The following is a 13269-nucleotide window of genomic DNA, read 5'->3' on the forward strand; positions in this document are numbered from 1 at the left end:
GGGGCCGTTCGATGCTAACACCGCCGCTGTATAGTTGACCACCTTCATGCGGGCGGGCAAAAGACGTGGGAGCGAAACGCGGATTAGCCGAGCCGCTTCTGGTGCCGTTCGCGGTTTTCCACTTTTTTGCGTTCGCTTTTACGCAGCAGCACGTATAGAGCACCGCTGCCGCCGTGGCGACGCTCGGCGCTGTGGATCGCCATGACGGCGGGCAGTTGCGGCAACCAGGCGCTCACATAGCTTTTCAGCAGGGCGCGCGGGGTGCTGCGCTCCCCCTTGCCGTGCAGGATCAGCAGGCAGCGGATATCCCGGACTTCACAATCCGCAATGAACTGCACCAGCGTCTGGCGTGCCTCATTGAGGGTTTTCTGGTGCAAGTCCAGGCTGGCCTGCAGCTCGTATTTGCCGAGCCGCAGCTTCTTGTAGACCCCCTCCTGCACCCCATCGCGTTTGAAGCCGACGATTTCGTGCGGATCGCGCATCTCGATGGCCTCCATGGTGAGGTGGTCGAGGGCGAGTTGTTCGGCGGTGGCAGCCTGGCGGCGAGCGAGCTGTGCCTCGGTCGGGGCGGATTTGGCCGCATGGGGATGGATGTTGTCGCTGCGAATGGGCCGCACGTCGGCCACTTCATTCATGAATAGCGAGAGTTCGTCGTTATGAGACACGGCAGGCTCCCCATAAGAAAAAGTGGGGGCCATTATAACGGCCGCAACCGGCACAGAAAACGGGGAAAGGGGGAGGGGATAAGGGGCGCCCAGCATGGACACTGGTGCAGTCTGGCCCGGGAATCACAGTCGCGAACCATAAAACAGCACAGGCGGTCAGTGTGAGCTACCGCCTGTGGTCAGAGGATTATTTTCCCTCTTTGGGCTGTTGAGAATGGGGTTGCTGTGAATGAGGCGGTTGCGAGTGCATCACCTTGTAGATGAAGTAGGCCGCGTAAGAGCTGATGAGCAAGAAGGTGCCGATAATCACCAGCATCGACATCAATCCCACGCTGTTGCCAAACATCAGGTCCAGCCAAAAGTCCATTTTATTGCTCCTGTCACCCGGTTGATGACAGGCATGATAAATACCTCTTTGCCCCGTCCGGGATGATCCCGATCAACTCCCTTGCAGGTTGTTTAATAACCAGCGCGTTCTGTGATCGTTCTCACTGGACTCCTTGCGACCGAGTCTGCACCGGACCTGGAGTGGTGAGCGGGGTAATGCGCCACCCTTGCTGCTCCAACAACGCCAGCAACCCCTGTTCGCCGTAAAGGTGCAGGGCGCCTACCACGATAAAGCTCTCGTTGGGCAGGGTGGACCATTTTTTCAGCCAGTTATGGTTGCGCTCGGCCAGCAGGGTCTGCTCCATCCAGCTCTGTAGCGCGGGCGGGGCCATCTCCTCCTTGAGCAGATTGATCAGCGTTGGCTCATCTCCCTGCTGCCACGCCTTCATCACGGCGGCGAAACCACTCTCCAGCATTGGTAGCTCATCCAGAGTGCTGGCGAGCATCAGGGTCTGGTTGTCACCCACGCTGGCCAGATAACCGAGCTGCTCCAGCAGGGTTTCAAAACCCACTACCGGTTTGCCCTCTTTGGCGGCCCGGACGGCAAAGTGCTGGTCTATCCCGAGTTCACTCTTGAAGTCGGAGCGGGCCATGGCGGCCTGGGTCAGGGTAATGGCGGCAAACCAGGGGCGCAGGGTGGCGAGGGTAGCCTCGTCGATGCCATAGCGGGCGCCTGCCATCAGGGTGCGTTGATAGAGCTCGGCAGGCAGATGATCCTTGAGCGGCTTGCCATCCACCAGTCGGGTGAGGGAGCCGGTCTGTTGCCACTGATCCTGCGTGATGCTGTTCATGTCCACCTCCATCACCAGTGCGCGACTCTGCAGCCAGGCACGCTCCACCGGCTCGGGCAGAGGATAGAGAGCTGGCTTGCCCGCATGGATGGAGCCCAGCAGCCAGTGTTGCAGGTTGCCCTTGCTCACCCGATAGAAGGCGGGATCGGCAAAGGCGTGCAGCGGTAGCAGCAGGCAGAGCAGGAAGGCAAAGAGGGTGCGATGAAATCTCATGGGGATCCTTAATGTGCGCCGGGTGACTTCTCTTGCTGACAATAACCCCTATGATAAGTCCTCATTTCAGATAACCAAGAGGTTTGCCATGCCCCATCTTCGTTTTCGCGCCGTGACGCTCGATACCCTGCAACAGGTGAGCGGCCCGCTGCTGGCCGAGCTCTGCGAGCTGACCGGCGGTAAGCCGGAGTTTGTCACCATGGAGCGGATTGATAGCTGCTGGATACGCAACGGCGAGTCAGAGGTGGGTTTTCCGTTTGTCGAGCTGCACTGGTTCGAGCGGCCGCAGGAGATGCAGGACGCCGCCGCGCGCCTTATCACGCGCCATTTGAAACGGGTGCTGGGGGAGCAGACCTATGTGGTGGTGCAGGTGATACCTTTGGTCAAGAGCGCCTACTACAGCAATGGCGAGCACTATTGAAGAGAGGGGCAAACAAGGTTGGCGGATTGGATTACGCCGCTATACAGCTAACTCAATCCGGGCGGCAGGATGCTTGTCGCCCATCACGGGATCAGGCCGATTTGGCCAGCAGTTTGTCGAGCCAGCGAGTGGGCAATACCCGTCGCAAGAAGGCAAACAGCCGGGTCGGAGTGGTCACCGGATAGCGTGCCTTGGGATGGGCGTGGGTCAGCGCATGGAGCAGCGGCGGGATGCAGGCTTCGCTCGAGAGGGTAAAGCCGCTGGTGGCCCCCTCTTTTTCCAGCCGCGTCAGGGTCTGGCGGTAGGCCGACTGATGACGGCTCTGAGCCGGATCGATGTGGCGCAGGAAGGCGTTGCGAGCATTGGCACGAAAACGGGTATCGATGGGGCCCGGTTCAATCAGGCTGATATGTACCCCGCTACCCGCCAGTTCGAGGCGCAGAGTGTCGCTATAACCTTCCAGCGCAAACTTGCTGGCGTTATAGGCGCCGCGATACTTCATGGCAACCAGTCCCAGTACCGAGCTGTTCTGCACTATCCGCCCCTCTTTGGCCTCCAGCATAGGCGGCAGCACCTGACGGATCAGATGGTGCCAGCCAAACAGGTTGGTATTGAACTGTTCCCTGAGCGCTTCGGTGGGCAGATCTTCCAGCGCCCCGGGTTGGCCATAAGCGCCGTTGTTGAACAGGCCATAGAGGCGCCCGCCCGCCAGATGGAGCGCCGCACTGGCACCCAGCTCGATGGAGGCAGGGTCAGCCAGATCCAGCTGTACCGCCAGCAATCCCTGTTGCTGCAAGCGGGCCACATCTTCCGCCTTGCGCGCCGAGGCAATCACGGTAAAACCGTGCTGCCCGAGCGCCTGTGCGGCGGCGAGGCCAATACCGCTGGAACAACCGGTGATCAAAACAAAACGGGGCATGATGGCGTCCTTGTGACTGCTGACAAAAGCGTGCTGGTGAGTGGATAAAACCCTTATCCGGCTCGCATGTTAGCCTGCCAACCGGAAAAAAGAAAACCGGGCCAAGTGGCCCGGTTTGCTGACATCGTATTGCCTGATTACATGAAGGTAAGCGGCATGATGATGTGGAACTTGACGTCGTGCTCGGAGGCGAAGATGTTGGGGTAATCGGTCCAACCGCCGCCCTGGCTGATGTCGTTGTTGTAGTCGGTGTAGTGCAGTTTGAACAGGGTGCCTTTCAGCTTGCCATCCTGCACGGTATAGCTGACATCGAAGTTGACGGCCCACTCGGTATCCTCGCCGTTGGCTGCTTTCTTGCCTTGGCCATTTTCGATATCCCAACCGTAGGCGCCGGATACACCGACAGCCCAGCCCGGCGCACCAACCAGATCATCCAGAGAACGGGTCACGCCGAAGAACAGTGCTTTTTCGTTGTTGGCGTTCCAGTCAGAGCGGGAATCCCACCAAATTTCGTTGGCGCCCTGGGAGTTGGCGTAGCCACGGGTCAGACGGGGCAAGTAGTTGCCTTCCGCACCTTCAGCCTTGGTCCACAGACCTTCCAGACGGAAGCCGTATTGGGCGTAGTTCCAGGCTGCAGTCAGTGCTTGTTGCCATGCCAGGCCGTCGTAAGTTTCAATCTGGGAGCCGCCCTTGGTGTAGGTCTCGGTCTCGGAACCGTAGAACTGGTAGCTGGTGGCGAGGCCGCCCAGTACGTCAAACTTGTGAGCCAGTTTGAAGTGGTAGCTGTCCATGTAGCCTTCGGACTGACCGAAAGAACCGGTCACGGCAGTGCCATTTTCAAAGGTGTAACGAGCCGCGATACCGTGGATATAGTCGATGACGTTTTCATCAGCGAACGGATCCATCCACGCTTTGGCGCGAGAGAAGACCTGAGTCTCTTTGTACCAGGGGGCCTTGTACTCGTCAGCGATGGCGTAGGTCAGGTAGAGACCGCCAAAGTTGCCTTCGACTTGACCACCACGATAGGTACCCGGCTGATAGGACCAGTTAACACCGATTTGGCCAGGGACATACAGCTGGGTGTAACCACCCTTGGCAGTCACACCGCCGTCCAGGAATTTCAGCTTCAGAGCTGCGTTGGAGAGGCTGAAGCCACCCTCGGGAGAGCCATCTTTGTAGTTGTTGCCCCAGGAGTTGCCTGCAAAGGAGAATTCGTTCTCCTGGTTGACCGGATGGTTTTCGGTAACGGCCAAGTCATAGGCACCGAAGCCGCCCAGATCCAGACCAACAGTGTCCCAGGCATAACCGGAGTTGAAGTTGAGAGCTGCCTGGACGGTGGAATGGCTCAGGTTGGACTGGTACTTGCCTTCTTTCTTGGCGGCAGTCGGGTCACCATCGATGCGCTGACGATCACGCTGGAAGTAGAACAGGCCACCGGTCAGTTTGGAGTCTTTTACGAAGGTTTCATAGGACTGGCCATATTCCGGGCTCATCATATCCTGGGCTGCCAACGCCATGCCGGGGGCGACCAGAGCGGCTACCACAGCGGCACTCAAAGCGGCGCGCTTGAAGATCACTTTTTCCATTTTTATTGCTCCTGATTTTATGGACTTAGCTTTTTTCCGGCAGCTGGCATCGGGCCTACCGCTCGGTATTGGCATTGCAATCAAAACCCCGAAGGGCAAAAAATCTTCTCTTGGTTATCTGCAAACCCGGATGTCTTGGCACATCTGTAGTTGGCAGTCCTGATCATCACATGTTGTTTTTTTTGTTCCGATTCTTGGCTATCGGACAACTCCAAGAGTACGTTCGCGGTGCGAAATATCAATGAAAAGTTCCCTCAACGTTTCAAAAGTATGACCGAGTGCAAATAATCATGGGCAAGGTCGTAAACAGCCTCATGGCAGATATCACGGTAATGAGAGCGTTTTCTTGGAGGTGTGGCCAGCGCCGGTGCGGGTTTTCATCAGATACGGGGGAAGGGAAGCTGTTAACCTGCAGGCAACATATAATTTTGTGCTACAAAAAAACTTTCCCTCTGGTCGAGGGAAAGTGAATTGGTGGGGATGTGGGGCGAATAGGGTCAGCCTTGCTGGCCGAGGATGCGGGGGATCTGTTGCGCCTGATGGTGGATATGGGACGAGACCTGCACCGAGAGTTGGCTTACCTGACAGGCCTGCTGACGAATACGGGCGATCAAATCGGCAAAACTGGCCAGCTTGTGCTCCTGACTTTTGGCATTGTCGGCGCCCTGCAGGGCGATCACTGCGGTGTTGCGGGCGATCTCCCGCACCGCCTGGGTGGTCTGGCGCAACTGCTCGGCTTGTGCCCGTTGGCGGCTTGACTCGCTGGTGATCCGGTTCAGCACGGTGCCAAGCTGTTCACCAGATTGGGTCAGACGCCGCAGAATCTCGGTGATCTGGTTGAGGGATTGCTGGGTATTGGCCGAGAGGTGGCGAACTTCATCGGCGACCACGGCAAAGCCGCGCCCCTGTTCCCCTGCACGGGCCGCTTCGATGGCGGCGTTGAGGGCCAGCAAGTTGGTCTGCTGGGCGATATGACTGATGACATCGACAATGTCCGTCACATCGGCAACCGAGCGGGTGAGGGCTTCCAGCGCCTCATCGCTCTCGTCAATTGCCAGCCCGGTCTGACGAGTAGCGTGCAGCATGCTGCCCACCAGATCTTCGCTCTGGCTCATCGCCTGTTCGTTATGGTGGGCATGCCGGGCGATGTCGGCGGCGACCTGATGGACCTCTCCGGCCAGCTGGTTCAGCTCATCCATCATCTGACCGCTCTCGTCGACTACCAGCTCGGTGGTGCGGGTGCTGTGGTGGATCTCGTCAACCTGGCTGACCATTCCTTTCAGACTGAGGGATACCGCAGACAGCTGCCCCTCTTTCTGTTGTTGATCCTGCTGCAGGCGACCGATCAGCCGATTGTAGCTGGCAACGATATCGGCCAGCTCGTTGCGATCACGCCCGGCAGATAACGGCTCGGCCTGCCCAGTCTGATCGAGCTGCAGAAAGGCTCCGCGCAGTCGCAACAAGGGAGCGAGCAGCCAGCGTCGTTGCACCAGTGCAAACAGCAGGGCGACTACCACCAGACAGAGCGCCAGCGTGCCGAGGATGGTGGCCAGCTCCTGATTGACGGCTTGCCGCTCGTGGGCAAGTTGTTCCCCCATCTGTCTGGTCGCTTGCAACATGGCCATGATGTCTTGCTGCACGGTCTGGCGGCCAGCCTGTTGCTGTTGTAGCGCCGTGCGGCTGTTGGCCAGCTCCTGCGGATAGCGGCCCAGCAGCGAGCGTAATTCGCTGCGCGGTTGATCTCCCAGCTCCTTGCGTACCGGCTCCCCCAGCGTGAACTCATCGGCGGGCGCCTCTTCATACATGCCGAGCAGCGGCAAGGCTTGCAGCGCTTGCGCCTGTTTTTGCAGTGCCTCCAGCTCGAAGCGGATCCCTTCGAGCAGCTTTTCATTGCCCTGCTCCATATAGCTTTGGCGCAAATGGGCGAGGCGCGGCAGGCCCGCCAGGATCTCGGCCGCACCGCGGCGATATTGCTGTGCCGCGGCAGATTGTTCCGTGCTGGCACCTTGCTCCCCATAGCGGATCAGCTCCATGGCCTGGCTGCCCAGTTCACTCTCGGCATTTTGCAGCAGCAGCTGGCTGTTGCCCGAGAGCTTGCCTGCGGCCTGATAGTCGTGCGCGATGCGCTGCGCCATCTGTTCGAGTTGCTGTCTGAGCGGGGCTGCCACGGCATCATCCTGAGCGGCCAGCGAGGAGAGCGCTTGCTGGCGGACCTTCTCCGCGGCTGTCAGTTGTTGCGGATCGCCGCTGTTGAGGTAGTCACGCAGGCTGTTTTGCAGGGTCACGGTCACCAGTTGTTGCAGCGTCTCGTGCTGATGCTGGGCCTGATTGGTACGGGCAAGCTGCTGCCAGCCGTGGTAGAGGACCAGCGCCTGTCCTCCCGCGACCAGTAACAAAACAAGGGAGGAGAGGGTGGCGTAATGGGCGATTTTCACGGGGTAATTCCTGTCAGCACAGACCATGGGGGAGCGTGGCCCGAGCCTAAACAGGGATGATGGCGTTTTTATGACAGCATGGTCAGGTGGCCCTATTTTACCGACTTAACTGGCTGGGGATGCCAGTGCTCTGTTGCGTTGGCCCAGCATACCGAGCAGGGCGCCGCCCATGATAAGTGCACCGGCCAGCAGATGGCGCGAGGTTAGCTCCTCTCCGTTCAATGTTACTAACAGCAAAGTACTCAGCAGAGGGGTCAGGTAGGCAAGGGCTCCGATCCGGCGTGGATCGCCGTCTCGCAGTGCCAGATACCAGGTAACGAAGGCCGCCCCCATCGGGCCCAGCGCCAGCCCGATGATCAGCCACCAGTCACTGGTGGGGAGCTGCGCGAGCGGCAGAGGCCCTTCGAGCAGACGGGCAAGCAGCAGCGCCAACAAACCTGCGGGCAGACAGGTTGCCGCAGTGACCACGGCGGGGGCTGGCGGCAGACGGCGTGATAATACCGAGTAGGCTCCCCAGACGACTGCCGCGCCCAGTGCCAGCAGGTATCCCGGCAGATAGGCCTGCTGCAGTTGCAGCTCGCCGTTGACCATCACCAGCATGGAACCCGCCAGACCAAAGGCGCCAGCCAGCAGGTGACGGGCATGGAGTGGATGGCCGGGCAACAACAGTGGGGTGAACAGAATGATGCAGAGCGGCCAGAGGTAGTTGATGAGGTTTGCTTCCAGCACCGGGGCATGGCGAAAGCTCATAAAGAGCAGCAGATGGTAGAGCAGCAATGCCGCAACCATCACCAGCCAGGTAATCGGACGAGCATGCCACTGGCGCCAGAACGGCAAGGCCCCGACCCCGCAGAAAAACAGCACCAGCCCGACCAGTACCAGCGGTGACACGCTGGTAACCCGTGACGTCAGCGCCGCCAGCGAGGCCCACAGCACAATGGTCAGCAAGGCAAAACCGGTGGATCTATCCCACCAGGAACATCCGGACATCCAACACTCCTTTGCAAGATGAAGCTGCTGGCTTTGCCGCAGGGCTCAGCCAAAAAGAAGCAGTCTATCAGAGAGAGGATAGATGCCGAATGCTGCGTGAATACAATTGCTTGTGACTTGGTGAGGATTTTGATGGTGCAAGCAGAGTGCTGCTGGACGTCGAACTAATCGCCAAAGAGATGAGTGAATGCGAAAAGGGGATGATGGGTGGCGTCCCAGGCAGGATTCGAACCTGCGACCTCGCCCTTAGGAGGGGCGCGCGCTATCCAGCTGTGCCACTGGGACGTGCGGGCATTATATAAAAATGCCAATAAAAATAAACAACTGCGTATGTCTGTCTATCCAGTTGATTACATTCTGGCCGGATTGTGCGTTTGTGCTCTGGGGGTCAGATAAACAAGTTTGTGGTGTCTGAATAAGAAGGGGTGGGGGGAGGAAGATGCTGGTATGCAATAAATTGACTTTTAATTCACTTGTTGCCGTGAGGTATGGCTACCTCTTGTTGTGTTGTGCCACAGGTGTTGAGCTTTTGTCGCTTTATTTTGTTTTAGTGAAATTTTTAGCTTAATCAGTTGGGTAGCTATTAATAATGGCCAATGCTCCCTTGTATTTTAAAGATGAATCATGAGGCCATGGCTCAGCGTCAGGTACGGTCAGTAGCGGGTTTGGAATGGTCTTGTTTGCTTAGTTATATAAATTGCCATAGAGTTAATTCGCGATTAGTTATCGCCGAAAATAAAGTTGTGACAAGGGCAAACCGATTGAAAAGTCGGGACGCAAAGCCTCCGGTCTAAAGGCGTTGTTGAGCTGGGATAGCGGGGCCACCACAGTGTTATGCTGGCTGCCTTTGCCAAGGGGTAGTCGTGTTTGTGTTGCCTGTCGTGTTGTGTTGCCCTTTCGTTTGTCCATAACGTAAAGGAAAACAATATGCTAAGTCCAAAACCCGCATCGCTGGCCATGATGGTCGGCTCCCTGCTTGCCTCATCTGCCGTTTATGCGGCTGCGCCGGGCAAGCCCACCATCGGCTGGGGTCCCATCAAGTTCGCCATTGTTGAAGTGGATCAGGCGGCAACCTCCTACAACAATCTGGTCAAGGTCAAGGATGCCGCCGATGTGGAGGTGAGCTGGAACCTCTGGAGCGGTGACGTCGGCCAGACTGCCAAGGTACTGCTTGATGGCAAGGAGGTGTGGTCTGGCCCCTCTGCTGCTGCAGGCACGGCCAAATTCAAGGTGAACAAAGGTGGGCGCTACCAGATGCAGGTGGCCCTCTGCAATGCCGATGGCTGTACTCTCTCTGATGCCAAGGAGATCGTGGTCGCCGATACCGATGGCAGCCACCTAGCGCCGCTAAAGGCCGCGTTGCAGGAGAACAACAAGCCCTACGCCAACAAGTCCGGCAAGGTGGTCGGTACCTACTACGTGGAGTGGGGCGTCTATGGTCGCAAGTTCACAGTGGACAAGATCCCGGCCCAGAACCTGACCCATATCCTCTATGGTTTCACCCCCATCTGTGGCGGGGATGGCCTCAACGATAGCCTCAAGGAGATCGAAGGGAGCTTCCAGGCGTTGCAACGTGCGTGTGCCGGTCGTGCCGACTTCAAGGTTGCGATCCACGATCCTTGGGCCGCCGTTCAGATGCCGCAAAGTGGCCTGACTGCCTATGACGAGCCTTACAAGGGTAACTTCGGTGCCCTGATGGCGCTCAAACAGGCTTACCCTGACCTCAAGATCCTCCCCTCCGTCGGCGGCTGGACCCTTTCCGACCCCTTCTACTTCCTCGGTGACAAAACCAAGCGCGATACCTTCGTCGCCTCGGTCAAAGAGTTCCTGCAGACCTGGAAATTCTTCGATGGCGTGGACATTGACTGGGAGTATCCGGGCGGACAGGGTGCCAACCCGAAGCTGGGTAGCCCGAGTGATGGTGCCACCTACGTGGCCCTGATGAAGGAGCTGCGCGCCATGCTCGACGAGCTGGAGTCGCAGACTGGTCGCCAGTATGAGCTGACGTCGGCTATCGGGGCCGGGGGGGACAAGATCCAGGATGTGGACTACAGGGCGGCCCAACCCTACATGGACCACATCTTTATGATGACCTACGACTACAACGGCGCCTGGAGCAACACCGAGTTGGGTCACCAGACTAACCTCTACGCGGCGAGCTGGGATCCCGATACCAAGTACACCACCGACAAGGCAGTCAACCTGATGCTGGCGCAAGGGGTTGACCCCGGCAAGCTGGTGGTCGGTGCCGCCATGTATGGCCGTGGCTGGACTGGCGTGAGCGGCTATCAGGGCAACAACCCCTTCACCGGCAAGGCGACCGGCAAGGTGAAAGGCACCTGGGAAGATGGCGTGGTCGATTACCGCGACATCGTCAACAACCGGATGGGAGCTGGCTGGGAGAAGAGCTACGACGAGGTGGCCGAGGCTCCCTATCTGTTCAAGGCTTCGACCGGCGATCTCATCACCTATGACAACGACCGCTCGGTCAAGGCCAAGGGGCAGTATGTGCTAGCCAACAAGCTGGGCGGCCTCTTCTCCTGGGAGATTGATGCCGACAACGGCGACATCCTCAATGCCATGCACGAGGGGTTGGGTCACGGCGAGGGAACCACTCCGCCAGCTAACAAGCCGCCGGTGGCCAACGCGGGCAGCGATCTGAGTGTCACTGGCCCGACCGAGGTGACGCTGAATGGTTCCGCGTCCCACGACGCGGAAAATGGCGCCCTCACCTATAGCTGGAAGCAGGTATCCGGCCCGCAGGCCACCCTGTTTGATGCCACTCAGGCCAAGGCCCGCGTTGTACTCGATGCCGTGTCCACCGACATCAATCTGGTGTTTGAGCTGGCAGTGACCGATGACCAGCAGTTGAGTGCCAAGGATCAGGTGGTGGTCACCAACAAGGCGCCGCAGCCCAACCTGCCGCCACTGGTGAGCCTGCCGGCTACCGCTTCCGTGGAGTCTGGCAAGCAGGTGACCCTCAAGGCGACCGCGTCTGACCCGAACGGTGATCCGCTCACCTATCAGTGGACGGTACCGGCCGGCCTCACCGCCAGCGGTCAGAACAGTGCCACCCTGGTGGTCACCGGCCCGAGCGTCACCAGCGACACCGCCTATGACCTTAGCCTCACCGTCTCCGACGGCGCGCTGGATGCCAGCGCGGCAATCCGTCTGACGGTCAAGCCGGTCAGCGGTGGTGGCGGTTGCTCGGCCACCGATCCGGATGCGGCCAACTGGCCAGTCTGGAAAGCGGCCAGCACCTATAACAGCGGCGACAAGGTGAGCCACAACCAGCTGGTGTGGCAGGCCAAGTACTGGACCCAGGGCAACGAGCCGAGCCGCACCGCGGATCAGTGGCTGTTGGTGAGCAAGGTGCAACTGGGTTGGGATGCCAATGTGGCCTACAACGGTGGCGAGCTCACCACCCATAATGGCCGTCAATGGAAAGCGCAGTACTGGACCAAGGGCAATGAGCCCGGCAAACACGACGTCTGGCAGGATGTGGGGGCCGCCAGCTGTAAATAAGGTTTGAGTTGTGGCGGGGCATGCTGGTCATGCCCCGCTTTTGCAACCCGCGGCGCTGAACATTGGCTGCTCTGCCAATCCCTCTTTTTCTGCTCTGTCTTGTATCCGGTCAGGCCGACTTGTTATGCCGGCATGAAGGCTCTCCACAAGTGATGGCTGCACTGCTCTCTGATAAGGTGTGAACCTGATTCGTGGCAACCTTTCCGCCGTTGTAATTACACTGCTGGAAAGTCTGCGGCCGAATATTTTCAGGTTGCCCAAGAGGCGAGCATCCCGCTGTTGGCGAGACAGGCCAGCGGGTCGGTATCGCCAGGATGAGGGCTTGCTCAACTTCGATTGCTCGCTCTTTTTAAATCTCTGTCCGTCGTCATGCTGTCCCTTCATGCAGTACTTAATCGACGGCATTTGGCTGTTGAACAAGGATGGCAAGCATCATAGCCAGCTTCCCGGATGCTGGTGTTATCCAAGCCAGCGCTCCCGGCAAGGGGATTTCATGGTGTCATACCTGGATCAGGCCGAGATCCTGCAATGAGCCGATGCAATAAAAGATGGGGCCTGCGGGCCCCATTCTTGTTTGGTGGAGTTCAGGTTTGGCCGTGGAACATCTGGCCCGGACAGGACAGCGCCTCGAAAGGGCTGTGTGATGATGTGTGTTGTTTTTTTATTACATTTTCCGTGAAAGGCTTTCAGCACTTACTTGCCGTAGCGGAAGTAGTATTCACGGGTGGAGGGGGCATAGACATCTTTCTCTACAATGCCGTTCTTGGTGGTTGCACCGCGCAGGTGGAACAGGACTGCCAGATTCTCAAACATGGTTTACCTCATCGCTCTGTCATTTATGGTTATGGTGTGTGACCTGGGTCACGGTTTGATCCTATGGTCATTTGTGAGCCAGATCAACTTTCTGTGTTGTAAATTTACAAAAATCATGGAAAGGGTTTTCAAATGCAATGCCCTTTATGGAAAGGCTTTCCCGAGGTGACGGGGGAGAAGCTGATGATCGGCCAGCAAAAGAGGCCTGATAGCGGGGGCGTTGCAAGGGGAAAGAGGCTCGCTGCACGGCCTCTCCTTTATAGGTGCTTGAGCCGATTTGTGACATAAAACAGAGAGATAGCACGCGTCTTGCTGGTAAAAACAGCGAACTGCTGCAATTTTGACTAAACGAATCAGTCGCGGTTATTTTAGGGTTGACAGCAAAGCGGGTGATGCCTATCATGCGCCTCCGTTGCCGGAGATAACTTCGGTGGCGCCGAGGTGAGTTGGGGTTATAGCTCAGCTGGGAGAGCGCTTGCATGGCATGCAAGAGGTCCGCGGTTCGATCCCGCGTAGCTCCACCA

General features: G+C 58.2%; 10 protein-coding genes, 2 tRNA genes and 1 riboswitch. Of the genes, 3 read left to right on the forward strand and 9 right to left on the reverse strand.

Annotated features, from left to right (window positions below; all coding sequences use genetic code 11):
* Positions 1-83: 83 nt before the first annotated feature.
* The 3 genes from smrA to G5315_RS20195 form a co-directional block, all read right to left on the reverse strand.
* The gene (gene smrA / locus G5315_RS20185; protein ID WP_139477016.1) at positions 84-665 is read right to left on the reverse strand and encodes a DNA endonuclease SmrA; all 582 of its coding nucleotides are present in this window, start codon (positions 663-665) and stop codon (positions 84-86) included.
* Positions 666-852: 187 nt separating this feature from the next.
* Positions 853-1032: a DUF3149 domain-containing protein gene (locus G5315_RS20190; RefSeq protein WP_005338733.1), complete on the reverse strand. Its 180-nt coding sequence runs from the start codon at positions 1030-1032 to the stop codon at positions 853-855.
* 121 nt (positions 1033-1153) lie between these two features.
* A complete protein-coding gene (locus G5315_RS20195; protein ID WP_421333883.1) occupies positions 1154-2056 on the reverse strand; it encodes a TraB/GumN family protein in 903 nt (300 codons plus the stop codon).
* Positions 2057-2144: 88 nt separating this feature from the next.
* Between G5315_RS20195 and G5315_RS20200 the strand changes: the two genes are divergently transcribed.
* The gene (locus G5315_RS20200; protein ID WP_216951931.1) at positions 2145-2477 is read left to right on the forward strand and encodes a DUF1904 family protein; all 333 of its coding nucleotides are present in this window, start codon (positions 2145-2147) and stop codon (positions 2475-2477) included.
* Between the two features lie 91 nt (positions 2478-2568).
* Here G5315_RS20200 and G5315_RS20205 read toward each other — a convergent pair whose 3' ends face one another.
* The 5 genes from G5315_RS20205 to G5315_RS20225 all read right to left on the reverse strand — a co-directional run bounded on the left by G5315_RS20205 (position 2569) and on the right by G5315_RS20225 (position 8692).
* Positions 2569-3396, reverse strand: coding sequence for an SDR family oxidoreductase (locus G5315_RS20205; RefSeq protein ID WP_227341248.1), 828 nt, complete (start codon positions 3394-3396; stop codon positions 2569-2571).
* A 137-nt stretch (positions 3397-3533) separates the two neighbouring features.
* The gene (locus G5315_RS20210; protein WP_204481162.1) at positions 3534-4982 is read right to left on the reverse strand and encodes an OprD family outer membrane porin; all 1449 of its coding nucleotides are present in this window, start codon (positions 4980-4982) and stop codon (positions 3534-3536) included.
* A 497-nt stretch (positions 4983-5479) separates the two neighbouring features.
* The gene (locus G5315_RS20215) at positions 5480-7417 is read right to left on the reverse strand and encodes a methyl-accepting chemotaxis protein (RefSeq protein ID WP_421333884.1); all 1938 of its coding nucleotides are present in this window, start codon (positions 7415-7417) and stop codon (positions 5480-5482) included.
* Positions 7418-7522: 105 nt separating this feature from the next.
* Positions 7523-8407 carry a DMT family transporter gene (locus G5315_RS20220; protein ID WP_421333886.1) on the reverse strand — a complete coding sequence of 295 codons (885 nt, stop codon included), beginning with the start codon at positions 8405-8407 and terminating at the stop codon, positions 7523-7525.
* A gap of 208 nt (positions 8408-8615) precedes the next feature.
* A tRNA-Arg gene (locus G5315_RS20225) sits at positions 8616-8692 on the reverse strand.
* Between the two features lie 456 nt (positions 8693-9148).
* Positions 9149-9236, forward strand: a riboswitch (cyclic di-GMP riboswitch).
* A gap of 98 nt (positions 9237-9334) precedes the next feature.
* Here G5315_RS20225 and G5315_RS20230 point away from each other — a divergent pair.
* Complete coding sequence (locus tag G5315_RS20230; protein WP_421333888.1) at positions 9335-11932, forward strand: glycosyl hydrolase family 18 protein; 2598 nt, start codon at positions 9335-9337, stop codon at positions 11930-11932.
* Positions 11933-12812: 880 nt separating this feature from the next.
* Here the strand turns inward: G5315_RS20230 and G5315_RS20235 are convergent.
* Positions 12813-13148, reverse strand: a complete 336-nt coding sequence (locus G5315_RS20235) for a hypothetical protein (protein WP_266134150.1) — start codon at positions 13146-13148, stop codon at positions 12813-12815.
* Positions 13149-13193: 45 nt separating this feature from the next.
* On the opposite strand from G5315_RS20235, the gene G5315_RS20240 reads away from it, so the two are divergent.
* Positions 13194-13269: transfer RNA gene (locus G5315_RS20240), tRNA-Ala, on the forward strand.

Source organism: Aeromonas sp. 603607 (assembly GCF_049171595.1).
GTDB classification, from domain to species: Bacteria; Pseudomonadota; Gammaproteobacteria; order Enterobacterales; family Aeromonadaceae; genus Aeromonas; species Aeromonas veronii.